This window comes from Staphylococcus sp. mip270_02 (genome assembly GCF_054031535.1).
The window spans coordinates 1951415-1975359 of sequence record NZ_CM132934.1 but is presented as its reverse complement, the minus strand read 5'-3'; the positions used below and the strand labels follow the sequence as shown (position 1 = coordinate 1975359).

Genomic DNA, 23945 nt, shown 5'->3' with positions numbered 1-23945 from the left:
GATTTTGTACGTAATCACTGGAATCGATTCAATGAATATGAAATTTCAGTGTGGCTGTCCTATTTGATATGTTTAAATCAATGTAAATTATGACTTTATAAAAGGTTGTGATAGTAAAATTACTAATACACTAAATTTTTAATGAATGATGTATATTATTTTGCTGTGTGCGTCCATTCATTTTTGCCACGATGCCGCTTGACATGGGCGTATACATGATCTGCCGCGTAGTCTAAGTTAGTATAAACAGTTATTGCAAATGCAGATTGGTTTTCCTCAAAGTCTTCTTGCAAGAATAAGTCTTTCAAATGTTCAAAAAGACTTTCCATTTGAGAATGGTCTAAACTACTATACTCTCTTAATGTACGTTTGATTAAGCGTTGATGCTTATCTTCAAGTGATTGCACAACTATAACGAAGCGTTCTTCAGTTTCTAAAATATCGTCAAATAAATTCGTTTGTCCAATCATATTCTCCACCTCTAAGTTACGTCATTGTTATTAATTATTATACTATACTTCTATATAACTGAAAATAACTGAGGCTTATGTATTTGGAAAGAATTAATAAAAATATTTTCATATTATACTGACAAATCTATGTATTTTAAATAAAATACGATATAACAAAAAAACAGGAATACAAAATCAATGTTTAAATTGCTTTCGTACTCCCATTTTAGTAACTTTGAGATATCATATTTCAGTTGTTGGTGTGCTCGTCATATTAAAGGTTATTTACGCCTATTTAATATGAAATAATTAGTTCAAGTCGTGACGTTTTAGATCAATTTCTTCGAGTTTTACAATTTTAGTTTTTCTAATAAATTTATGTACTAAGTATATTAGAACTAAAATGACTATAGGTATTATGTTTCTAAATAGTGCACTAATATCTCCCGATAATGCTGCACCGAACGAATTACCTCCAAACAAGAACAGTAAAGCGATGATTACAATAATCGGACCTAAAGGATAAAACGGTGCTTTATACGGTAGCACATCTTTAGGGTCTTTGTTTTGCTTTTTAATTGCTAAGCGAAGTCTGATTTGAGCTAGAATACTAGCTGCCCAAATAACAATAACTAAAGAACCGATGATATTAAGCAATGTAAACACAATATCTGATTTGAATTGAGCTAATATAATTACTGCTAATACAATAATGAAAGTTGTGAATAGTGCAACCAAAGGTAGTTTTGTTGTTTTGTTTAATTTTGCTAAGAATCTTGGTGCTTGTTTGTCTTCAGCCATTGAGTATAACATTCTACTAGTTGTATAAATACCTGAGTTAGCTGCTGATAATAACGAAGTTAAGATAACTGCGTTAATCACAGATGCTGCAAAAGCAATTCCCACACGATCAAAGACAATTGTAAATGGACTTTGAGATACCGATTCGCTTTCGTTTAGTAACAAAGGATCAGTATAAGGTATGATTGCAGAAATAACTGCAATAGATAAAACATAGAATAATAATATTCTCCAAAAAACTTGCTTTATTGCTTTTGGCATCGAACGGTCAGGGTTAGATGATTCACCTGCAGTGACTGCAACTACCTCTGTACCACCAACTGAAAATCCTGCAACGAGTAGTACGCCTAAGAAACCTGAAAAACCGCCAACGAATGGCGCTTCTCCCACAGTGTAATTTGAAAGGCCATATGTTTTACCACCTAAAATACCAACGATAGTTAGAATACCGATGGCGATAAAGACGATAATTGTAATTACTTTAATTAATGATAACCAAAATTCAGTTTCACCAAATGCTTTAACTGAAAATATATTTAATAAGAAAAGTAAACATAAAAAGATAATACTCCAGGTTACTGGACTGAAAAATTGAAACGTATCCCAATAATTAAGTACACTTGCAGAAATAATGATATCTACACTCGTTACGAGTAACCATATTGCCCAATAGAGCCATCCCATAGTGAATCCTAATGACTTATCTACGAAACGGGTAGAGTAAGAACTGAAAGATCCTGAAACAGGGTAAAATGTGGCTAGTTCCCCAATAGAGGACATTAAGAAATACAACATTACCCCAATAATTAAATAAGCTAATATTGCACCACCAGGTCCAGCTTGAGAAATTACATTACCTGTAGCAACAAAAAGTCCGGTTCCAATGGCGCCCCCAATTGCTATCATTGAAATATGTCGAGAATTTAGACCACGATTCATATTATTTTGTGCCATAATAAGTCTCCTAATAGTTAATTAAAATATATACACTCCATTTTAATGCTTTTGATAGACACAAGCAATGCTTTTTATCGGCTAAAAGTCGCAAAATGTTTAAATATTGCGAAAATAGTCTAATTAATTAACGTTAGATATGTTGCTTTTAAAACTACTTTACATTAAAATAAGTACTAGGTAATAATTATTATTATTTGGATAGAGAATGAGGGGGAAATGTGATGAGCAACAATAAAAAATTAACTAGCTTATTTGGTGCACCAGTTTCTGATAGAGAAAATAGTATGACTGCTGGACCAAGAGGCCCACTAGTAATGCAAGATTGGTATTTTTTAGAACAAATGGCTCACTTTGATAGAGAGGTGATTCCAGAACGACGTATGCATGCAAAAGGATCAGGCGCATTTGGTACCTTTACAGTTACTAATGATATTACGCAATATACTTCAGCAAGTATTTTCTCTGAAGTTGGTAAACAGACTGAAATGTTTGCGCGTTTTTCAACAGTAGCAGGTGAACGTGGTGCAGCAGATGCAGAGCGTGATATTAGAGGATTCGCTTTGAAATTCTATACAGATGAGGGGAATTGGGATTTAGTTGGTAATAATACACCAGTATTCTTCTTCAGAGATCCTAAATTATTCGCCAGTTTAAATCACGCAGTTAAACGTGACCCAAGAACAAATATGCGTAGTGCTCAAAATAATTGGGACTTTTGGACGTCATTACCAGAAGCATTACATCAGGTTACAATCTTGATGTCTGACCGTGGTATTCCAAAAGGTTATAGAAATATGCATGGTTTTGGTTCTCATACTTACTCAATGTATAACGACAAAGGCGAACGCGTTTGGGTGAAGTTCCATCATAGAACACAACAAGGTATTGAAAACTTACAACCTGACGAAGCAGCGAAAATTATTGCCGACGATAGAGAATCATCACAACGTGATTTATTCGAAGCAATTGAAAATAAAGATTATCCGAAATGGAAGATGTACATCCAAGTGATGACGGAAGAACAAGCGAGAAATCATAAAGATAATCCATTTGATTTAACTAAAGTGTGGTATAAAGGTGATTATCCATTAATAGAAGTAGGAGAATGGGAACTTAACCGAAATCCAGATAACTATTTCCAAGATGTAGAACAAGCTGCTTTTGCACCTACTAATATTGTACCTGGTTTAGATTTTTCGCCAGATAAAATGTTACAAGGTCGCTTATTCTCATATGGTGATGCTCAACGTTATAGATTAGGTGTAAATCATTGGCAAATACCAGTAAACCAACCAAAAGGTGTAGGCATTGAAAATATCTGCCCATTTAGTAGAGATGGCCAAATGAGAATTTTGGATAATAATCAAGGTGGAGGCACTCATTATTATCCAAATAGTGATGGTTCGTTTGAGGATCAACCTGAATTCAAAAAGCCTGGCTTAAAAGTTGAAGGTGAAGCTTATGAATATGATTTCAGACAAGATGATGACAATTACTTTGAACAACCAGGACGCTTATTTAGATTGCAATCTAAAGAACAACAAGAGCGCATTTTTGAAAATACTGCAAACGAGATGCAAGGTACTACATTAGAAGTACAACACCGTCACATCCGTCACTGTTATAAAGCTGATAGTGAATATGGTAAAGGTGTAGCGAAAGCTTTAGGTATTGATATTAATGATGTTGATTTAGAAATTAAAGATTAATAATTAATAATGTAGAAAAACAATGAGGTATGAATATTTTTGAAATTAGTGTTTCAAATCCTTTTGAAAATGATAATTAGTTATTAGTTTAGAAGAATTTACTTACATTTGAAAAAGAGACCCGTAATTAGTCTCTTCAGAACGTAGACAAAACAAACCTTAGGTGATAGTTGAACTGACCCCAAATAACGGGAATGAAATAAAAACACTTTCGTTGAATTCATTTAAAATGAATCATACGGAGGTGTTTTTCTATGAAAATAAATAATGCCAACCACAATTATAAAAATGTAGTTGGCAATCATAAGTCATCATAATTAAATGAAGATAACTCTAGTGCTATAAGCTAAATATCATTACAACATACTGTTGTATTTAAATTGTCGTATTTAAAAGATAATTTTAGCAGAGAAATTATTTTGTTTCACGATGTAACGTATATTTATTTAATCTAGGGCAGAATTTTTTTAATTCAATACGCTCAGGATTATTACGTTTGTTTTTTGTAGAAATATAGTTACGATCGCCACATTCTGTACATGCTAATGTAATATTTACGCGCAAAGTTAACACCTCTTTCTTAACAGGAATGATTACGTTTTAAAATTTTAGCATATAAAGATAATAATTTCAAATACTTTTAAGTTGAAATATAAAGTGAGTATGTTATTATTTAAAACGTAATGATTACGATTTATAAGGAGAGTTAGAATAATGGCAAAGAAATCAAAAATAGCGAAAGAACAAAAAAGAGAACAATTAGTAGAAGCATATTATGAGTTACGTAAAGAATTGAAAGCTAAAGGTGATTATGAGGCTTTAAGAAAATTACCAAGAGATTCATCACCTACAAGATTAACGCGTCGTTGCAAAGTTACTGGGAGACCAAGAGGTGTATATCGTAAATTTGGAATGTCACGTATTGCTTTACGTGAACATGCACATAAAGGGCAAATCCCAGGTGTTAAAAAAGCAAGTTGGTAATTTAAGACTTAAGTCCATTTACATTTAGTTTAAAACAATGTATATTATCTATTGGTAAAGATAAATAAAAAGTTATTGTTCGGGAATTTTGGTAAATATAACTATTATTCTCCATATAATTATTGAATACATCATGAAAATCTTACCATTAAATAAATGTTTTATTAAAAATGTTAGGGGTTTGTTAACAATGAAGATTTTTGATTATGAAGATATCCAACTAATACCGAATAAATGTATTGTAAATAGTCGTTCTGAATGTGACACGACAGTTCAATTTGGTCCAAAAAGTTTTAAATTACCAGTCGTTCCAGCAAATATGCAAACAGTAATGAATGAAGAATTAGCTGAATGGTTTGCTGAAAATGATTATTTTTATATTATGCACAGATTTGATGAAGCGGCACGTATCCCATTTACAAAGAGAATGCATGAAAAAGGTTTGATTGCATCAATTTCTGTAGGTGTTAAAGAACGTGAATTTGATTTTGTAGAGCAATTAGCTAATGAAAAAATAATTCCAGATTATATTACAATTGATATCGCACATGGTCATTCAGATTCTGTAATCAATATGATTAAACATATTAAACAACATATTCCTGAAGTATTTGTAATCGCAGGTAATGTTGGTACTCCAGAGGGCGTACGCGAATTAGAAAACGCTGGCGCAGATGCTACCAAAGTTGGTATCGGACCAGGAAGAGTTTGTATAACTAAGATTAAAACAGGATTTGGTACAGGCGGTTGGCAATTATCAGCATTAAATCACTGTAGTAAAGCGGCAAGAAAACCAATTATTGCTGATGGTGGTATTAGAACGCATGGTGATATTGCTAAATCTATACGCTTTGGTGCATCTATGGTTATGGTTGGATCATTATTTGCTGCGCATGAAGAGTCACCTGGTGAAACAGTGGAATTAGATGGCAAACTATATAAAGAATATTTCGGTAGCGCCTCTGAATTCCAAAAAGGTGAACATAAAAATGTAGAAGGTAAGAAAATGTTTGTTGAACACAAAGGATCATTATCTAATACATTGATTGAAATGCAACAAGATTTGCAAAGTTCAATTTCATATGCGGGTGGCACTGACCTTAAATCATTAAGAAAAGTGGATTATGTAATTGTAAGAAACTCAATTTTTAATGGTGATAGAGACTAATATATTAGTAGGTGTAAAAAATTAGAAAATTATTTTTGTATGTACTTACTTTCTTAGTAGTTATTCTTGTCCTACCAATCAAAGAAACAGAACCAATGATTACAGTACAACAGCAATTAAAGGATAAAGTTGCTGATTGGTCTTCATCAAAAACAACTAATGAAGATGCGTTGAAAGTACCAAGTAAACAAGAATTTGCAGTTAACAATATTCAAATGAATATGACTAAAGACGCTGTAGAAGAAAAGCTAGGGCGTTCCCAACGTGTCTCATCAAATGAATATGGTACAAATTGGCACACGTATTATTCGGATGGTTATAGAGGGTTTGTGATGGTTAGTTATATAGATGATAAAGTAAATGCGCTATATAGTAACCAAAACGTTATATCATCAAAATCAAAAATTAAATATGGCACACCTAAAGACAAGGTAAGGGACCGTTTAGGTAAACCTATTACTGATAAGCAAAAAGGGCATGTGAAATTTGATGTTCAAGATGATGAATTTGATAATTTTCATAAAGACAAAATATACACAACAGCTTTTTATGATAAACATGAGAGCAATAACTTAACAGCACTATTACAAGTTAGTGAAAAAATGGAAAACCGATTACAACAACAATATGGCGCACCATCTGAGGGATTAGCACAAAGCTTTGAATTGCAAAACTTTGATTTAGTTAATTCAGAACGAGTACAGCATGAGTTAGAGCCACTTAAATATTCTACTGGTATTTCTGAGACGGCTAGAAAACACAGTAAAGATATGGCTGAACATAATTATTTTGATCATAATAATTTATCAGGCGATACTCCATTTGATCGTATGGAAGCTGACGGACACAATTTTAATGCAGCAGGTGAAAATTTGGCATATGGTCAAACAAGTAGTATTTATGCTCACCAGGGCTTAATGAATTCATTAGGACACAGAAAGAATATTCTTAAGAAAGAATTTAATACGCTTGGTGTAGGTGTTGACTTTAATAAAAATCGTCAGCCTTATTGGACAGAAAATTATACTGGATAATGTTTAAGGTTTGTTGTTTGAGGGTATCTGTTATCATGTGAGGATGAAAAGTTATGACAACAAACAAAAAAGATAAAACAGAAGATATACTTGAAAAAGTAAAAGATGTTTTAGAGAAAAAAGATGAAAAAAGAGAGGGTGCGCGATGAGCGCATCCTCTTTTTTTGAGAGTGTTAGCATTAGTCGAAATATCAATTACATTTCTCTAAATAATCCAACCACTTTTCCTAATACAGTTACATTATCAAGATAAATTGGTCCCATTGTACTATTTTCCGGTTGCAAACGATAACGAGTTTTTTCTTTATAGAAACGCTTAACAGTCGCTTCATTCTCTTCTGTCATCGCAACGATGATATCTCCGTTCTCTGCAATAGTTTGACTTCTAACGATAACTTTATCTCCATCAAGAATACCAGCTTCAACCATACTGTCACCAACAACATTTAAGATGAATATATCGCTATTATGTGTTGAAGTGAAATGTTCTGGTAATGGGAAGTATTCTTCAACATTTTCAACCGCAGAAATAGGTACGCCCGCAGTTACTTTCCCTATAACAGGAACGTGGATTGTTTCTTCCATATTAATTGATTCACCTAATTGCTCTGACACAATTTCAATGGCACGAGGTTTAGTTGGATCTCTTCTAATATAACCTTTTTCCTCTAATCTAGATAAATGGCCATGGACTGTTGAACTAGAGGCTAATCCAACAGCTTCTCCAATTTCTCTAACACTTGGCGGATACCCTTTGGATTGGACGGTTTGCTTGATATATTCAAAAATTTCATTTTGTCGTTTAGTTAACTCTCTCATAATAGGCACTCCCTAATTTAATTTGACTTAATTATAGCATGATTATAGCATTTTTACAAACGTTTGTTCGTTTGGTTGTTGACATAGAACAGATGTTCTGATAAAGTAACTATACAAACAAATGTTCTAGGAGTGGTTATAAATAATGAAGAACTATAAATCGCAAATAAAGTCTTATATTATAGTGTTAACGGTGACAATGGTACTTTGCGCCTTGTTTATATTAAGTGCACACAATAGTGCGAATTCAGAACAGACGTACGAAATGACTGACCATCAAATGACAAGTCAATCAGTAAATGGCGAACAGAGTAATAATGAAACTAAACTACAAAGCGAACAAACTTCACAGCAAGTGATGGCAGCTGTTCACTAATAGTTTTTTAGTGGCGTGAACTTTAGTGAATGTAAATGTTAATATAATGGTGTTTTTGTGAGCGAAACAATTTAGTTTCGTTCATTTTTTTGTTATATTTTTCTATATCAATAATATCGGAGGTTTATTATGGCTGATAAAGACGGTGTAGATTTACAACGTATAAATGAATTAGCAAAAAAGAAAAAAGAAAAAGGCTTGACTGAAAAAGAAGCTAAAGAACAATCTAAATTGAGAAAAGCTTACTTAGATTCATTTAGAGAAAAATTTAAGCAGCAAATTGAAAGTACAAGAGTCATAGATCCTGAAGGAAACGATGTAACGCCTGATAAAGTGAAAAATATATTAGATTCTAAAAATAAAGAAGATAAAAACTAAATCAATTTTTTGTTAAATAGATACCAAATAAGGTATAATAATATAGAAACTTGCTAGAAGAAAGGAAGTCATTTAGATGAATAAAGAAAAAGATCAATTAGCGGTAGATACGATTAGAGCGCTAAGTATCGATGCAGTTGAACAAGCAAATTCAGGACACCCTGGATTACCAATGGGCGCTGCTCCTATGGCATACACATTATGGACACGTCACTTGAATTTTAATCCCCAATCAAAAGATTTCTTTGACAGAGATCGTTTTGTATTATCAGCTGGACATGGTTCTGCGCTATTATATAGCTTATTACATGTTTCAGGTAGTTTAGAATTAGAAGAATTAAAAGAATTTAGACAATGGGGTTCTAAAACACCAGGACATCCTGAGTTCAAACACACTGATGGTGTAGAAGTTACAACTGGTCCACTTGGACAAGGTTTTGCTATGTCTGTTGGTATGGCTATGGCTGAGAAGCATTTAGCAGGTAAATTTAATAAAGAAGATGCTAAAGTTGTTGACCATTACACATATGTTCTTGCTTCAGATGGTGACTTAATGGAAGGTATTTCTCACGAAGCAGCTTCATTAGCAGGACATAACCAATTAGACAAATTGATTGTTTTATATGATTCAAATGATATCTCATTAGATGGAGATTTAAATAAAGCTTTTTCTGAAGATGTTAAGGGTCGTTTTGAAGCCTATGGTTGGAAACACATTTTAGTTGAAGAAGGTAATGATTTAGACGCAATTGATAAAGCGATTGAAGAAGCTAAATCTCAAAATGTACCAACAATTATTGAAATTAAAACAATTATTGGTTATGGTGCGCCTAATAAACAAGCTTCACATGGTGTTCACGGTGCGCCTCTTGGTGAAGACGAAAGAAAATTAGCGCTTGAAAACTATGGTTTAGATCCTGAAAAACGTTTCAATGTTCCAGAAGAAGTTTATGAAATTTTCCAACAAAGTATGTTGAAACGCGCTAACGAAAAAGAAGAAGTATGGAATAAACTTGTTGAAGAATATAGTAATAAATACCCTGAATTAGCTAAAGAATTTAAATTGGCTATCAGTGGTAAATTACCAGAAAACTATAGAGATGAGTTACCACACTTTGAAGCTGGACATAGTGGTGCTTCACGTGCTGACTCTGGTGAAGTAATTCAAACTTTAAGTAAAACTGTACCTTCATTCTTTGGTGGTTCAGCTGACTTAGCTGGTTCAAATAAATCTAATGTCAAAGATGCAACAGATTTTGATAAAGATACACCAGAAGGTAAAAATATTTGGTTTGGTGTTCGTGAATTTGCAATGGGCGCTGCAGTAAATGGTATGGCTGCACATGGCGGTTTACACCCTTATGGTGCAACTTTCTTCGTGTTCAGTGACTACCTAAAACCAGCATTACGTCTTTCAGCAATCATGGGATTAAATTCAACGTTTATCTTCACACATGATTCAATTGCAGTTGGTGAAGACGGTCCTACACATGAACCGATTGAACAATTAGCTGGTTTACGTGCCATCCCAAACATGAATGTTATTCGTCCAGCGGATGGTAACGAAACTCGTGTAGCTTGGGAAGTAGCATTAGAATCTGAAAATACACCAACATCACTTGTTTTAACTCGTCAAAATCTTACTACTATGGATTTACCAAAAGAAACTGTAGAAGAAGGCGTACGTAAAGGTGCGTATGTAGTATTTGAATCAGACAAAGAGCCAGAATTCTTATTATTAGCTACTGGTTCTGAAGTTAACTTAGCAATTGAAGCGGCTAAAGATTTAGAGGCACAAGGTAAAGGTGTACGTGTTGTTTCTATGCCAAACTGGAATGCGTTCGATCAGCAAACTGATGAATATAAAGAATCAGTAATTCCATCATCAATTACTAAACGTGTAGCAATTGAAATGGCTTCGCCACTTGGTTGGCATAAATATGTAGGCACTGAAGGTAAAGTTATCGGTATCGATGGTTTCGGTGCTAGTGCGCCTGGAGACTTAGTTGTTGAAAAATATGGCTTCACAAAAGAAAATGTATTGAATCAAATTCAAACATTTTAATTTATGTAACTAAGCTTAATTTGTTGGTATGAGAGCCTAGGTTCTCATACCAATTTTTTATTTTTAGAAATAAAAATATACTTATATTTACAAAGTTAATTTTTAATTGGTATAATACATAAGTCGAAACGCTATATTAATTGAGTTGCTCTTGAAAAGGGGCACTAATTTTAGTAAAATTCATTAGGATAGGAAAGTGGGTGAAACAATGGCAACTTGGTTAGCAATATTATTAATCGTGTTAGCACTAATTCTAGGATTAGTCGGTGGATTTTTCCTTGCAAGAAAATATATGATGGATTATCTTAAAAAGAACCCACCAATTAATGAAGAAATGCTACGTATGATGATGATGCAAATGGGTCAAAAACCATCTCAAAAGAAAATTAATCAAATGATGACAATGATGAATAAAAATCAGGAAGACGCTATGAAGAAAAAGAAATAGCGCATAAATAAAGGGCTGACAGCTACTTATATTGAGTAGTTGTTAGCCCTTATTTTTGTCTGTGGTTGACTTATGTGGAGTATGCTTTTGATTTTTACTTATAACAAAAGGCAAGGCTATAACGCATAGGGATAAGTTGCTATATTGCGGTGCATTTAGGTTCGTTGGTTGGTAATAAAATCAATTTCCAAAGTTGGTATATTAGTTTCAATAATCAGTTTAATGATATATATATATATGGATTATCTAATTTATTGTTTCTAAAATGACTTTTTCGATTTTTACTTTTTGATTACACAAGTTTTCGTAAGAAAATAGATAAAAATATCATTACACTGTTTGTAATTTATATATTTACATGGCGTTTGTTTTGAAAATAACCTTTTACTTAAAATTGAGTGAGCTTATATATGAATTTTTAGATTGATTTTGAATAAGTAATATGAATAATATCGGTTAAATTTTCTTGCATAAAGAAGAGTAAATAATAAAATGATGTTTTGATGATTTTTTAATTAAAAGTATTGGTATTAAGTTTATATAATATTATAGCTGTATTAATTTATTGAAATATTCAGAAAATAATTGATTCTAAAATGTGGTTTGTTATAATATATATATAAGGGAGGTATCGATAAGTGAAGGATGCTTATGACATGGAAGATAAAGAAGTACTTGATCGACTAGCAAATATGCATATTAACTTTCCGACCGATGAGGCATTTAAGAAATATCATAATGCGATGCAAATTCATGATATGAATTATCTTAGATACACTTTAAATGATGCATTATCGACATGTAACCAGACACATGCTTTTTAAATAAAAGTACGATAAGATGAGCTTTTAAAAAGGCTTATCTTATCGTATTTTTATTTGTGCTCATCTATGATATTCGATTGAACTGCAATTATTTTCTTAGTAATTTAAAAAATACTAAGATATAATATATGTGCTATTGGTTAATAGTAAATAAAAATAGACGTACAAATACTGATTATTATTTATTTAAATGATATACTAACCAAAGTGAATATCATCTTGTAGAAACTTAAAGTAGGTGTAAGCATGTTGTATTTAATATTTTCCATTGTATTTGCATTTCTAATGGGAATAGGTGTTATAATTGTGCGAATGAAAGCACAACACTTTCCAGTAAATGAAAAGAAAATTATATTACCTCCTTTTTTTATGGCGACAGGGGCACTAATGTACGTTGTTCCATATTTTAGGTTAACAGGTTTTGAAATAGTAGAATGTATTATTCTAGGTGTTTTATTTTCTACAATTCTAATTTGGACATCTAGGTTTGAAACACAAGGTAGTGAAATTTATATGAAACGTTCAAAAGCCTTTCCTATAATTCTTATAACATTACTTTTAGTACGTACAATAATTAAAATTTTTATAAGTAACCAGATAGATCCTGGCGAAATTGCAGGAATGTTTTTCCTACTTGCTTTTTGTATGATTGTACCTTGGCGTTTAGCGATGTTATACAAATATAAAAAGGTGAAAAGAACTTTAATTCAATAAGTTATACACGAGGCTGGGACAAATTAATTGTCTCAGCCTTAATCATTAAATAATGATTGGCTCAGGCAATACTTTTATCCATATCGACTCTAGCTATCTAAATAGGGATAGGTTACGAAATTTTATAAAATAAGATTGCTTCATTTTTAATATACTTAAAGTATAATATAATAAAATAACGAACGAACGTTCTTGAAAGGGAGTGTTGAAATGAAGATTGTACATACAGCGGATTGGCATTTAGGTAGAATTTTAAATGGCAAGTCATTGTTAGAAGATCAATCATACATATTGGAACAATTTATTGAAGCGATGCGAGAAGAAAGACCTGATGTAATTGTCATTGCCGGAGATTTATATGACACGAGTTATCCTAATAAAAATGCGATTCAATTATTGGAGCATACGATTGATACCTTGAATCTTGAAATGAAAATTCCATTAATTTTAATTAGTGGTAATCACGATAGTAAAGAAAGATTGAATTATGGTGCTAAGTGGTTTGAAAAATCGAATATGTATATCCGCACGGGTTTGAAAGATATGCAAAATCCTATTTCAATAGATGGTGTAGATTTTTATACACTGCCATATGCAACAATTAATGAGATGCAATACTACTTCGATAATGAAGAAATTGAAACACATCAACAGGCACTTGGATATGCTTTGAATCAAATGAATGAAGTGATTAATAAACATAGAATAAATATGTTCATAGGTCACTTAACAGTGCAAGGTGGCATACGTTCAGATTCTGAGAGACCATTAACTATTGGTACGGTAGAATCAGTAGAAGAGAAGATGTTTCAGCAATTTGATAGAGTACTATTAGGGCATTTACATCACCCATTTAGTATTGAATCAAATTTTATAAATTATAGTGGGTCTATATTACAATATTCATTTTCGGAAGTGAATCAGCCTAAAGGTTATAGAGTAATTTCAATAAATGAAAATGATATAAAAGATAAGTTTACACCTTTGAAGCCGTTAAGACAACTGGAAGTTATAGAAGGTGATTACGAGGATGCAATACAAGAAAAGATAGAAGTTAAAAATAAAGAAAACTATATACATTTTAAATTAAAGCATATGTCACATGTGAATGATCCAATGATGCATTTAAAGCAAATTTATCCAAATACTCTAGCATTAACTAACCAAACCTTTGAATTTAATACATCGATGCATCACGAAAATATAGAAATACAAAAGCTTGATGACGGGGCTATTATAGATAATTTTTATCAAAGCATAACAGATGAAAAATTAACAACTAACCAAAAAGAAAAAATTGAGTATGTTATGCGTACAATATTAGAAGGAGGCTCTAAATAAATGAGACCAATAACACTTAAATTAAATAATTTTGGTCCTTTTTTAAATGAAAAAATTGATTTTAATTATGTGAATAATAATCAATTATTTTTAATTAGTGGTAAAACTGGTTCAGGAAAAACTATGATTTTTGATGCCATTGTTTACGCTTTATTTGGAGAAGCTTCTACAAAAGATAGAAAAGAAAGTGATTTGAGAAGTCATTTTGCTGAAAGTAAGATGCCTATGGTAGTAGAATTTGAATTCAAATTAAGAAACCAATATTTTAAAATAAAAAGACAAGGGGCTTTTGTTAAAGAAGGTAATAAGAATAAAACACTTGGTCAACTTGCTGTATATCAAATGGAAACTGAGAAGTATGAACTTAGAGAAAGTAAAATAACGAATGGTAATCAATTTATTAAAGAATTATTGGGAGTAAACGCTGAGCAATTTAGGCAGTTATTTATCTTACCTCAAGGAGAATTTAAAAGATTTTTATTATCAAAAAGTTCTGAGAAACAAGAAATATTAAGAACACTCTTTAATAGTCAGCGATTTGAAGAAATACAAAAAAACTTATCTGAAGATGTTAAAGAAGTTAGAGGGCAAATTGAACAAAAATATCATTTGTTAGAAACAAATTGGCTAGATTTAGAAACGTTCAACGATGAAACATTAATTGAGAATAAAGCTATTAATCCAAGACAAACAAATCAAGTGCTTGAAGTATTAAATGTATTTTATGAAAAAGCGGAACATATTCATAATAAATTAAAACAACAAAAGGTTGAGTATAAAACTAAGTTAAATGATGCTGAATCTTGTTTGAAAAACAACCAAAAATTAGAAGAAACATTAAATAAGTTGGAAGAAAATCAGCGAAATTATGAACGACTATTAACGCAAGAAAATAATATAAATGAAAAAATCAATCGTTTGAATGCAATTAATGAGGTAAGGCCAATTGCTCATTTATTACAGTCTAGAGACGAATTATACACAAAACAACAAAAAATAAAAGAAGATATCAATAAAAAAATAAAAATTATTTCAGAACTTGAAATTCAAATAGAAAAAGCAAATGAACAGTTAGATGCTCATAAAAATGACTCAGCTAAAATAACAGATATTAAAAACTTTATTGAAAAGACAAAACTTTTCTTTGAAAGATCCCAAAAGTACAAAGAGGCGTATGAAGAGCAACAATCATTTAAAGAAGGTTTTGTATCACTTCAAACAAAGATAGATACACAAATAAAGCAATTAGATGAAATTAAAGAAAAAATAAACGGTAGAGTACCGAACTATAAGAAAATAGAACAAATAAATGAAACAATTTACAGGTTGAATAATGAAGTTACAGTGCTAAAACAAAATGAACTTGATAAAAAAGAATACCTACAATTACAAGAAAGAAAACAGCAAAAAGCCAATGACAGTAAAAAGTTATCTGATGAACTTCAACAGCTAACGAATGCTTATAAAAAAATAGATAAAACAAGTATAGATTTAAATAATAAGCAAGATTTGATTAGTACTTTGCAATCAGCAATAAGTGTTGGAGACACTTGTCCAATTTGTGGTAATCAAGTACATACTATAACGCAACATATCGATTTTGATGATTTAACTGCACGACATCAAAGTCTCGCACAGTTAGAACAAGAGAAAAACGATAGAACTGAAGATAAAATTAAAGTTGAAAGCGAACTGAATTATATAGAAGAACAGTTGGCAAAATTTGATGAAGAGAAATTAGAAAATATAAATTATCAAGAACTTGAGGTGGAAGTTAAGAAAAAAACAGAACAAAAACAGATCATTGAAAAGGAAAATGAAGCGATTGTTGAATTAAAGGAATTACAACAACAATATGAACAACAGTATCATCAATTAGAATTAGATAAAAAAACTAAACAACATAATCTAAAACAAAATGAAATTACTATAAATGATTTTGAAAATACTACAGGTTATAGTGACGTCGATACTTTTATAGAGCTTTTTGAAAACAATAAAAGTGAAATTGAGAAATATGAAAAAACCTTGGATGAGTTGGAGAAGAATATACAACAATATAAGAGTAAACTTGCTATAGAACAAAATAATAGAAATCATTTAAGTAATAATTTATCTGAAATTGAACTAGAGATTAAAAATATAAGTGTGAAAATTGATGATGAAATGAAACATATTGGTTTCACGGATTTAGAACAAGTATATAATACAGTTTCTAAAGTAAGTGAAAAAGAAACTCTAGAAAATGAAATAACTGAATTTAATAAATCAAAACAATCTTTTGAAGTAGTAATCTCACAATTAAAAGAAGAGATTTCCGATAAAAAGTTAGAAGATACTCAACATCTAATAGAAGCTTTTGAACAACAGCAACAAGCGTTTGAATTAATCTGTACTGAATTGAGTCAACATGAATATAAAGTTGCGTTTAATAATAAAAAAATAACTGAAATTAGAGATATTATTGGTAAATTAGAAAGTGAATTAAAAACACAACAAGAAGTTTTTCAACTAGCAGAAATTCTAGCAGGGAAAAATGAACAAAAATTAACATTAGAAAATTATGTGTTAATTTATTATTTGGAAAGAATTTTAGCTCAAGCCAATCAACGTTTATCTTTAATGACGGGTCAGCGGTATCAATTGACACGTAGATCACAAGTTTCACAAGGATACAGTGGACTTGAGATTGATGTGTTTGATGCACACTCTAATCAATCTAGGCACATTAGTTCATTGTCTGGAGGGGAAACTTTCCAAGCTTCATTAGCTTTAGCTTTAGGTTTAAGTGAGATAGTTCAACAAGAATCAGGTGGTATTGCATTAGATTCTATGTTCGTCGATGAGGGATTTGGAACATTAGACCAAGAAACTTTAGAAACAGCTTTAGATACACTGTTAAGTTTAAAATCTACAGGGAGAATGGTAGGAATCATTTCACATGTAAGTGAATTGAAACAAAGAATTCCCCTCATTTTAGAAGTAGTTACGGAACAATATCAAAGTACGACAACTTTTAAGAAACAATAATTTACTTAAATAATATATGTCGAAGTAGCTCAAAATAATATATAATGTGTGAAAATCCAATAAAGTAAGCTAAATAAAAAGAGTTCTAGTAGTTGTCATTCTGCTAGGACTCTCGTCTTTTTAGTATTTTAATTAATTTTTTTCACGTAATAAATCACGAATTTCAGTAAGTAAAACAGTATTCTCTTCGATTTCTTCTTCTTCTTCTTTTTTCATTAGCGTATTAGCAATTTTCACAAAGATAAATAATGCAAAAGCAATAATGATAAAGTCTATAATTGACTGAACGAACATACCGTATTTGATTCCCATAAATGACCAGCTCTTAGCAAAGTCAACTGTACCAAAAATCAATCCAATTAAAGGCATGATAATGAATGAAACTAAAGCTGTAACAATTTTGTTGAATGCTGCACCCATAACTACAGCTACAGCTAAGTCGAGTACATTGCCTTTTAATGCGAACTCTTTAAACTCTTGAAACATATGATTAACTCCCTTTTATTTAATTTTAAAGATTATTATACAATATATTTAAAAGTAAGAGAATAGTTTTTTTAACGAAATTTGATATTACCTCATTGTTTTGTTATTCTAATACGTGGTTAATACATAAATAGAATTTTTTAAAAAATGAAAGTTCTATTTGGCTTGAAAATTTAATATGATAAGAAAGGGAGTAATTAATTATGAATTCTTCTAGTAACCAATCTAATGGTAAGAAGATATCTCCAGTTTTTATCTATAGTGCTATCATCGTAGCAATTGTAGTTATTATCGGTGCAGTATTACCGGGACAATTTGATTATGTTACGAATACGATTAAACTATGGATTACAGATAAACTTGGATGGTATTACCTAATTCTTACAACGTTTATAGTTTTCTTCTGTGTATTTCTAATTTTTAGTCCTATTGGGAAATTAAAATTAGGTAAACCAAATGACAAACCTGAATTCAACACTATCTCATGGTTTGCGATGTTATTCAGTGCTGGTATGGGAATTGGACTTGTATTCTATGGTGCAGCAGAACCAATGGCTGATTTTGCAGCGCCACCAAATGCAGATCCAAAAACGACAGCAGCTTATACAGAAGCATTGCGTTCAACATTCTTCCATTGGGGATTCCATGCGTGGGCAATATATGGTGTTGTTGCATTAGCACTAGCTTATGCCCAATTTAGAAAAGGCGAACCAGGACTTATTTCAAGAACATTACGTCCTATCTTAGGTAACAAAGTTGAAGGCCCAATTGGGACAATCATTGATGTACTTGCTGTATTTGCTACAGTAGTAGGTGTGGCCGTATCACTAGGTATGGGTGCCTTACAAATTAATGGTGGGCTTAATTATCTATTTGGTATACCAAATAATGTTTGGGTTCAAGCTATAATCATAGTAGTAGTAACAATTTTATTTATGATGAGTGCTTGGTCTGGATTAAGTAAAGGTATTCAATATTTAAGTAACTTAAATATTAGTTTAGGGGCAATCTTGATGATTGCTGTACTTATTATTGGACCAACAGTATTGATTTTAAATATGATGACGAGCTCTGCAGGTAGTTTATTAAACTCATTCTTATTAAATACGTTTGACACTGCAGCACAAAACCCTCAAAAACGTGAATGGATGTCTAGTTGGACACTTTATTACTGGGGTTGGTGGTTAAGCTGGAGCCCATTCGTAGGTATTTTCATTGCACGTGTATCTAAAGGACGTTCTATACGTGAATTTATAGGAGGAGTACTGCTAGTACCAGCTCTTGTAAGTTTCGTTTGGTTCAGTGTGTTTGGTGTGTTAGGTATTGAAACTGGTAAGAAAAATCCAGAATTATTTGATATGACTGCTGAAACACAACTTTTCGGAGTGTTTAATGAGATACCATTGGGTATGATATTATCTATCATTGCTTTAGTATTAATTGCATCATTCTTTATTACATCGGCTGACTCTGCAACCTTTGTGTTAGGTATGCAAACGACTTATGGTTCATTAGAGCCGTCAAATGTTGTTAAAATGACATGGGGTATAGCACAATCATTAATCGCTTTTGTATTACTATTTGCAGGTGGAGGAAATGGTGCTGAGGCTCTTAACGCAATTCAAAGTGCCGCCATTATAAGCGCCTTGCCATTCTCATTTGTAGTAATCATGATGATGATTTCATTCTATAAAGATGCTAACCAAGAACGTAAATTCTTAGGTTTAACATTGACACCTAATAAACATAGATTACAAGATTACTTACAGCATCAACAAGAAGATTATGAAGATGATATTATTGAACAGCGTAAACCACTTAGAAATGCAGAAAAAAATGATCAATAAACAGACTTTATAATTTAAAACTGAGTATCCATTTGGATACTCAGTTTTTTTATATAAAAATGAGGAAATGTCTGCCATCAGGATGATAATGATTCTCAATTGATAATAATAACTTATTACACACTGGAGTCAAGATAAGTTTTGCTTATACATACTGATTGAAAATTCAAATCTAAATTATAGATGTTTCTGGCTTTAGCTAGTTGTTTTAAATTACATATAATTATACAATTTAAATAACGGCATATATATTACAAAAATTTCAAGGGGGATTTATATGGCTTCTAATATTAAACAGCAATCGAAAAAATCGTTTGAGTTAAACGGCAAATCATATACTTTTTATGATTTGAACACTTTAGAAGAACAAGGTTTAACAAAAGTTTCAAAATTGCCATATTCAATTAGAGTATTACTAGAATCTGTATTAAGACAAGAGGATGGTTTTGTAATTACTGATGAACATATTAAAGCGTTATCAGAATTTACTAAAGGCACTGAAGGCGAAGTACCATTCAAACCTTCTCGTGTTATCTTACAAGACTTTACAGGTGTACCTGCAGTTGTTGACTTGGCGTCATTACGTAAGGCAATGAATGATGTAGGCGGAGATTTAAATAAAATCAACCCTGAAGTACCTGTAGATTTAGTTATTGACCACTCAGTTCAAGTTGATAGCTATGCAAATCCAGACGCATTAGAGCGCAATATGAAATTAGAGTTTGAAAGAAACTATGAACGTTATCAATTTTTAAATTGGGCTACAAAAGCGTTTAATAACTATAGCGCTGTGCCACCAGCAACTGGTATTGTTCACCAAGTAAACTTGGAATATCTAGCTAATGTTGTACATGCACGTGATGTAGATGGTGAAACAGTAGCTTTCCCTGATACATTAGTAGGTACTGACTCACATACAACAATGATTAATGGTCTTGGTGTATTAGGTTGGGGTGTAGGGGGTATTGAAGCCGAAGCCGGAATGCTTGGTCAACCGTCATATTTCCCAATTCCTGAAGTAATCGGTGTTAGATTGTCTAATGCATTGCCTCAAGGTGCGACTGCAACAGACTTAGCTTTACGTGTAACTCAAGAATTACGTAAAAAAGGTGTAGTTGGAAAATTTGTTGAGTTCTTTGGTCCAGGTGTACAACACTTACCATTAGCAGACCGTGCAACAATTGCTAACATGGCTCCAGAATATGGTGCTACTTGTGGTTTCTTCCCTGTAGACGAAGAAGCATTAAAATACATGCGTTTAACAGGTCGTACTGATGAACAAATCGATCTTGTGAAAAAATATTTAGAAGAAAACAGCATGTTCTTCACTGTTGAAAAAGAAGACCCTGAATACACTGATGTAGTTGAATTAGACTTATCTACTGTTGAACCATCATTATCAGGACCAAAACGTCCACAAGATTTAATTTTCTTAAGTGATATGAAAGAAGAATTCGAAAAATCAGTTACTGCGCCAGCAGGTAACCAAGGCCACGGTTTTGATGAAAGTGAATTCGATAAAACTGCAACAATCGAATTTAAAGATGGCACGTCAACTACAATGAAAACTGGTGATTTAGCGATTGCAGCGATTACGTCATGTACAAATACATCTAATCCATATGTTATGTTAGGTGCTGGACTAGTTGCTAAAAAAGCTGTAGAAAAAGGATTAAAAGTCCCAGAATACGTTAAAACGTCATTAGCTCCAGGTTCTAAAGTTGTTACTGGATATTTAAGAGATTCAGGCTTAACTGAATATTTGGATGATTTAGGCTTTAACCTTGTTGGTTATGGTTGTACAACTTGTATCGGGAACTCTGGTCCATTACTAGAAGAAATTGAAAAAGCAATTGCTGATGAAGATTTGCTCGTTTCCTCTGTGTTATCAGGTAACCGTAACTTTGAAGGTCGTATCCATCCATTAGTTAAAGCTAACTACTTAGCTTCACCACAATTAGTTGTTGCATATGCATTAGCAGGAACTGTGGATATCGATTTACAAAATGAGCCACTTGGTAAAGGTAAAGATGGAGAAGATGTTTACCTAAAAGATATCTGGCCATCAATTAAAGAAGTTTCAGACACTGTTGATACGGTTGTGACTCCGAAACTATTTAAAGAAGAATATGAAACTGTGTACAATAATAATGAAATGTGGAATGAAATTGATGTTACGGATCAACCGCTATATGATTTTGACCCTGAATCAACGTATATTCAAAACCCATCATTCTTCCAAGGTCTTTCTAAAGAACCAGGAACTATTGATTCATTAAAAGATTTAAGGGTTATGGGTAAATTTGGAGATTCAGTAACAACTGACCATATTTCACCAGCGGGTGCAATTGGTAAAGATACACCTGCAGGTAAATATTTACTTGAACATGGCGTCCCTATTCGTCAATTCAACTCATATGGTTCACGTCGTGGTAACCACGAAGTGATGGTACGTGGTACATTTGCGAATATCCGTATTAAAAACCAATTAGCACCAGGAACTGAAGGTGGTTTCACAACTTACTGGCCAACAGGTGAACAAATGCCAATATTTGATGCTGCCATGAAATATAAAGAAGACGGCACAGGTTTAGTTGTTTTAGCTGGTAATGATTACGGAATGGGTTCATCTCGTGACTGGGCAGCTAAAGGGACAAATTTATTAGGTGTTAAAACAGTTATCGCACAAAGTTATGAGCGTATCCACCGTTCAAACTTAGTAATGATGGGCGTTTTACCATTACAATTCAAAGAAGGCGAATCTGCGGATAGCCTTGGCATTGATGGTACTGAAGTTATTTCAGTAGATATTGATGAAAATGTAAAACCGCATGATCTTGTAAAAGTACAAGCTAAGAAAGAAAATGGCGAAGTAATAGAGTTTGAAGCAATGGCTCGTTTCGATTCAAACGTTGAAATGGATTATTATCGTCATGGTGGTATTCTTCAATTAGTATTAAGAAATAAATTAGCCGAATAACTTTACAGTTAGAAGCATTAATTTAATAATAAAGATTCAAACGAGGCTGGGGCATACATAGATATGTCTCAGCCTCAAAGGCGTTATTGAAGGCCTATGAAGATGTACATAATGTATTCCTTTATTATATAGGTTGGGATAAATGCTTGGATTAACATTGCTTTGAAATAGCACTACCTGTAAGTGATGTTTAGATAATGAATATAGAATAGGTTATAGATACTTTATTGGAGTATTACTAAGGATAAACTAGTAAAATGCTATACTTAATTTTTTATGTTAATATTTAATAGTAAAAAAGATATAAGATGAACAATTGAAAAGAGGACGCTTATAATGATTTACAGTATGACACAAATAGAATCACGGTATTCAGAGACTGACCAAATGGGTGTGATTTATCATGGTAATTACCCTACATGGTTTGAGGTAGCTCGTACAGATTATATCTCTAAATTAGGTTTTAGCTATAAAGCTATGGAAGATTCAGGTATTATTTCTCCAGTTGTTGATTTGGACATTAAATATATTAAATCTATTTTTTATCCAGAAACCGTAAAAATAAAAACATGGGTTGAAAAATATTCTAGATTACGATCTAAATATTGCTATGAAATATACAATGAAGCTGGAGAATTAGCAACTACAGGATCAACTACATTGACTTGTATTAAAAAAGAAGACTTCAAGCCGATACGATTAGATAGATATTTTCCTGAATGGCACGCTGTATATAGCGATGTCGCTGAAAGAAATAAGGCAGGCGAGGACTTAGAAGTGGTTAAAGGCATATAAGGCATGCTTTAGGCTTCAGTGACTAGCATATTGAAACGAACAAGAGAATATATGTTATTCAATAGCAATCAAACTAGAATTAAGCTAAAAAAAGCGTTTGGGAAGAGACCCGAACGCTTTTTTTATTATTTAACATGATTTATTTAAAATGTATAAAGGTTTCATACGCTTATTTCCAAAAATAATGGACAAGGGAATTAGTAAAACCTTGGAATAATTTATAATTTATTTTGTGGCATATGAAATTTCATCAATACTGTTACTAACATCAATATATAAATTGTGGTCTTCAAAATACCACAAATCTTTTTCAGCGATTACGACATCTAATCCATCGTAATGATTTTCGTAACCAATTTCCACATCATTTTTCTTGTCTACACTGAAAGCAGGACTAAACCCTTGTTTTAGTTGGAATTCTCCGCCATAACGTACAAAGAATTGTAAGACTTTGTCATCTTCTGGTAAATCTAGTTCTTCCTTAAACCAAGATACAGCATTATCTGAAAGTTCTATTTCCATAATAAAAGTCTCCTTTCGATTCATAAGATTTCACTTATGAACGTTGATTACTAATTTTTAAATTAGTAATTTATACATTACCCACTTTGAGTAATGTTAAAGGTAGTATAACATAATTTTTCAATTAATTTCGACAAATGATTTACAAAAATATGAATTGTATAAATACTATGATAAAACGTTGTTTACGTAGTATAATAGATACAATGTTAAAA

Annotated in this window: 21 protein-coding genes; 15 read left to right on the top strand and 6 right to left on the bottom strand. The window is 32.0% G+C overall.

The window, feature by feature from the left end; genetic code table 11:
- Positions 1 to 155 precede the first annotated feature (155 nt).
- Entirely contained in the window at positions 156 to 470 is a 315-nt protein-coding gene (locus ACW5YJ_RS09310; RefSeq protein ID WP_017724366.1) for a hypothetical protein, read from the bottom strand.
- Positions 471 to 761: 291 nt separating this feature from the next.
- Positions 762 to 2207 (bottom strand): amino acid permease, encoded by a 1446-nt coding sequence (locus ACW5YJ_RS09305; RefSeq protein ID WP_135092428.1) that lies wholly within the window; start codon positions 2205 to 2207, stop codon positions 762 to 764.
- Between the two features lie 224 nt (positions 2208 to 2431).
- Between ACW5YJ_RS09305 and ACW5YJ_RS09300 the strand changes: the two genes are divergently transcribed.
- Complete coding sequence (locus tag ACW5YJ_RS09300; protein WP_017724368.1) at positions 2432 to 3919, top strand: catalase; 1488 nt, start codon at positions 2432 to 2434, stop codon at positions 3917 to 3919.
- A 414-nt stretch (positions 3920 to 4333) separates the two neighbouring features.
- Here ACW5YJ_RS09300 and rpmG read toward each other — a convergent pair whose 3' ends face one another.
- Positions 4334 to 4483 (bottom strand): 50S ribosomal protein L33, encoded by a 150-nt coding sequence (gene rpmG / locus ACW5YJ_RS09295; RefSeq protein ID WP_017724369.1) that lies wholly within the window; start codon positions 4481 to 4483, stop codon positions 4334 to 4336.
- 150 nt (positions 4484 to 4633) lie between these two features.
- Between rpmG and rpsN the strand changes: the two genes are divergently transcribed.
- The 3 genes from rpsN to ACW5YJ_RS09280 all read left to right on the top strand — a co-directional run bounded on the left by rpsN (position 4634) and on the right by ACW5YJ_RS09280 (position 7105).
- Positions 4634 to 4903, top strand: coding sequence for a 30S ribosomal protein S14 (gene rpsN, locus ACW5YJ_RS09290; RefSeq protein WP_017724370.1), 270 nt, complete (start codon positions 4634 to 4636; stop codon positions 4901 to 4903).
- 190 nt (positions 4904 to 5093) lie between these two features.
- Positions 5094 to 6071 (top strand): GMP reductase, encoded by a 978-nt coding sequence (gene guaC, locus ACW5YJ_RS09285; protein WP_017724371.1) that lies wholly within the window; start codon positions 5094 to 5096, stop codon positions 6069 to 6071.
- 20 nt (positions 6072 to 6091) lie between these two features.
- Entirely contained in the window at positions 6092 to 7105 is a 1014-nt protein-coding gene (locus ACW5YJ_RS09280) for a CAP domain-containing protein (RefSeq protein WP_182477230.1), read from the top strand.
- 195 nt (positions 7106 to 7300) lie between these two features.
- On the opposite strand, the gene lexA is transcribed toward ACW5YJ_RS09280, so the two are convergent.
- Positions 7301 to 7924: a transcriptional repressor LexA gene (gene lexA, locus ACW5YJ_RS09275; RefSeq protein ID WP_017724374.1), complete on the bottom strand. Its 624-nt coding sequence runs from the start codon at positions 7922 to 7924 to the stop codon at positions 7301 to 7303.
- 145 nt (positions 7925 to 8069) lie between these two features.
- Here lexA and sosA point away from each other — a divergent pair, with 145 nt between their 5' ends.
- From sosA to sbcC, 8 genes are all read left to right on the top strand, one after another.
- Entirely contained in the window at positions 8070 to 8300 is a 231-nt protein-coding gene (gene sosA, locus ACW5YJ_RS09270) for a DNA damage-induced cell division inhibitor SosA (RefSeq protein WP_216652781.1), read from the top strand.
- Positions 8301 to 8429: 129 nt separating this feature from the next.
- The gene (locus tag ACW5YJ_RS09265) at positions 8430 to 8678 is read left to right on the top strand and encodes a DUF896 domain-containing protein (RefSeq protein ID WP_107531355.1); all 249 of its coding nucleotides are present in this window, start codon (positions 8430 to 8432) and stop codon (positions 8676 to 8678) included.
- 76 nt (positions 8679 to 8754) lie between these two features.
- Positions 8755 to 10743 carry a transketolase gene (gene tkt / locus ACW5YJ_RS09260; protein WP_457338106.1) on the top strand — a complete coding sequence of 663 codons (1989 nt, stop codon included), beginning with the start codon at positions 8755 to 8757 and terminating at the stop codon, positions 10741 to 10743.
- 208 nt (positions 10744 to 10951) lie between these two features.
- Positions 10952 to 11191 carry a YneF family protein gene (locus ACW5YJ_RS09255; RefSeq protein WP_017724378.1) on the top strand — a complete coding sequence of 80 codons (240 nt, stop codon included), beginning with the start codon at positions 10952 to 10954 and terminating at the stop codon, positions 11189 to 11191.
- A 638-nt stretch (positions 11192 to 11829) separates the two neighbouring features.
- Positions 11830 to 12015: a hypothetical protein gene (locus ACW5YJ_RS09250; RefSeq protein ID WP_017724379.1), complete on the top strand. Its 186-nt coding sequence runs from the start codon at positions 11830 to 11832 to the stop codon at positions 12013 to 12015.
- Between the two features lie 246 nt (positions 12016 to 12261).
- Positions 12262 to 12729, top strand: coding sequence for a CcdC family protein (locus ACW5YJ_RS09245; RefSeq protein WP_017724380.1), 468 nt, complete (start codon positions 12262 to 12264; stop codon positions 12727 to 12729).
- Positions 12730 to 12939: 210 nt separating this feature from the next.
- Positions 12940 to 14070 carry an exonuclease subunit SbcD gene (sbcD, locus tag ACW5YJ_RS09240; protein WP_171915547.1) on the top strand — a complete coding sequence of 377 codons (1131 nt, stop codon included), beginning with the start codon at positions 12940 to 12942 and terminating at the stop codon, positions 14068 to 14070.
- Entirely contained in the window at positions 14071 to 17100 is a 3030-nt protein-coding gene (gene sbcC, locus ACW5YJ_RS09235) for an exonuclease subunit SbcC (protein WP_457338105.1), read from the top strand.
- 132 nt (positions 17101 to 17232) lie between these two features.
- On the opposite strand, the gene mscL is transcribed toward sbcC, so the two are convergent.
- Positions 17233 to 17586, bottom strand: a complete 354-nt coding sequence (mscL, locus tag ACW5YJ_RS09230; protein WP_029377388.1) for a large conductance mechanosensitive channel protein MscL — start codon at positions 17584 to 17586, stop codon at positions 17233 to 17235.
- A 203-nt stretch (positions 17587 to 17789) separates the two neighbouring features.
- Here mscL and ACW5YJ_RS09225 point away from each other — a divergent pair, with 203 nt between their 5' ends.
- The 3 genes from ACW5YJ_RS09225 to menI all read left to right on the top strand — a co-directional run bounded on the left by ACW5YJ_RS09225 (position 17790) and on the right by menI (position 23208).
- On the top strand, positions 17790 to 19433 hold the full coding sequence (locus tag ACW5YJ_RS09225) for a BCCT family transporter (protein WP_107551921.1): 1644 nt from the start codon (positions 17790 to 17792) through the stop codon (positions 19431 to 19433).
- 277 nt (positions 19434 to 19710) lie between these two features.
- Entirely contained in the window at positions 19711 to 22413 is a 2703-nt protein-coding gene (gene acnA, locus ACW5YJ_RS09220) for an aconitate hydratase AcnA (RefSeq protein ID WP_426432651.1), read from the top strand.
- A 336-nt stretch (positions 22414 to 22749) separates the two neighbouring features.
- The gene (menI, locus tag ACW5YJ_RS09215) at positions 22750 to 23208 is read left to right on the top strand and encodes a 1,4-dihydroxy-2-naphthoyl-CoA hydrolase MenI (RefSeq protein WP_017724386.1); all 459 of its coding nucleotides are present in this window, start codon (positions 22750 to 22752) and stop codon (positions 23206 to 23208) included.
- 225 nt (positions 23209 to 23433) lie between these two features.
- On the opposite strand, the gene ACW5YJ_RS09210 is transcribed toward menI, so the two are convergent.
- On the bottom strand, positions 23434 to 23730 hold the full coding sequence (locus ACW5YJ_RS09210; protein WP_017724387.1) for a HesB/YadR/YfhF family protein: 297 nt from the start codon (positions 23728 to 23730) through the stop codon (positions 23434 to 23436).
- Positions 23731 to 23945 lie beyond the last annotated feature (215 nt).

What these genes read in the sequence shown, in the direction of transcription:
- ACW5YJ_RS09310 (WP_017724366.1), bottom strand. Translation starts at nt 470, where the DNA reads ATGATTGGACAAACGAATTTATTTGACGATATTTTAGAAACTGAAGAA.
- ACW5YJ_RS09305 (WP_135092428.1), bottom strand. Translation starts at nt 2,207, where the DNA reads ATGGCACAAAATAATATGAATCGTGGTCTAAATTCTCGACATATTTCA.
- ACW5YJ_RS09300 (WP_017724368.1), top strand. Translation starts at nt 2,432, where the DNA reads ATGAGCAACAATAAAAAATTAACTAGCTTATTTGGTGCACCAGTTTCT.
- rpsN (WP_017724370.1), top strand. Translation starts at nt 4,634, where the DNA reads ATGGCAAAGAAATCAAAAATAGCGAAAGAACAAAAAAGAGAACAATTA.
- guaC (WP_017724371.1), top strand. Translation starts at nt 5,094, where the DNA reads ATGAAGATTTTTGATTATGAAGATATCCAACTAATACCGAATAAATGT.
- lexA (WP_017724374.1), bottom strand. Translation starts at nt 7,924, where the DNA reads ATGAGAGAGTTAACTAAACGACAAAATGAAATTTTTGAATATATCAAG.
- sosA (WP_216652781.1), top strand. Translation starts at nt 8,070, where the DNA reads ATGAAGAACTATAAATCGCAAATAAAGTCTTATATTATAGTGTTAACG.
- ACW5YJ_RS09265 (WP_107531355.1), top strand. Translation starts at nt 8,430, where the DNA reads ATGGCTGATAAAGACGGTGTAGATTTACAACGTATAAATGAATTAGCA.
- tkt (WP_457338106.1), top strand. Translation starts at nt 8,755, where the DNA reads ATGAATAAAGAAAAAGATCAATTAGCGGTAGATACGATTAGAGCGCTA.
- ACW5YJ_RS09255 (WP_017724378.1), top strand. Translation starts at nt 10,952, where the DNA reads ATGGCAACTTGGTTAGCAATATTATTAATCGTGTTAGCACTAATTCTA.
- ACW5YJ_RS09245 (WP_017724380.1), top strand. Translation starts at nt 12,262, where the DNA reads ATGTTGTATTTAATATTTTCCATTGTATTTGCATTTCTAATGGGAATA.
- sbcD (WP_171915547.1), top strand. Translation starts at nt 12,940, where the DNA reads ATGAAGATTGTACATACAGCGGATTGGCATTTAGGTAGAATTTTAAAT.
- sbcC (WP_457338105.1), top strand. Translation starts at nt 14,071, where the DNA reads ATGAGACCAATAACACTTAAATTAAATAATTTTGGTCCTTTTTTAAAT.
- mscL (WP_029377388.1), bottom strand. Translation starts at nt 17,586, where the DNA reads ATGTTTCAAGAGTTTAAAGAGTTCGCATTAAAAGGCAATGTACTCGAC.
- ACW5YJ_RS09225 (WP_107551921.1), top strand. Translation starts at nt 17,790, where the DNA reads ATGAATTCTTCTAGTAACCAATCTAATGGTAAGAAGATATCTCCAGTT.
- acnA (WP_426432651.1), top strand. Translation starts at nt 19,711, where the DNA reads ATGGCTTCTAATATTAAACAGCAATCGAAAAAATCGTTTGAGTTAAAC.
- menI (WP_017724386.1), top strand. Translation starts at nt 22,750, where the DNA reads ATGATTTACAGTATGACACAAATAGAATCACGGTATTCAGAGACTGAC.
- ACW5YJ_RS09210 (WP_017724387.1), bottom strand. Translation starts at nt 23,730, where the DNA reads ATGGAAATAGAACTTTCAGATAATGCTGTATCTTGGTTTAAGGAAGAA.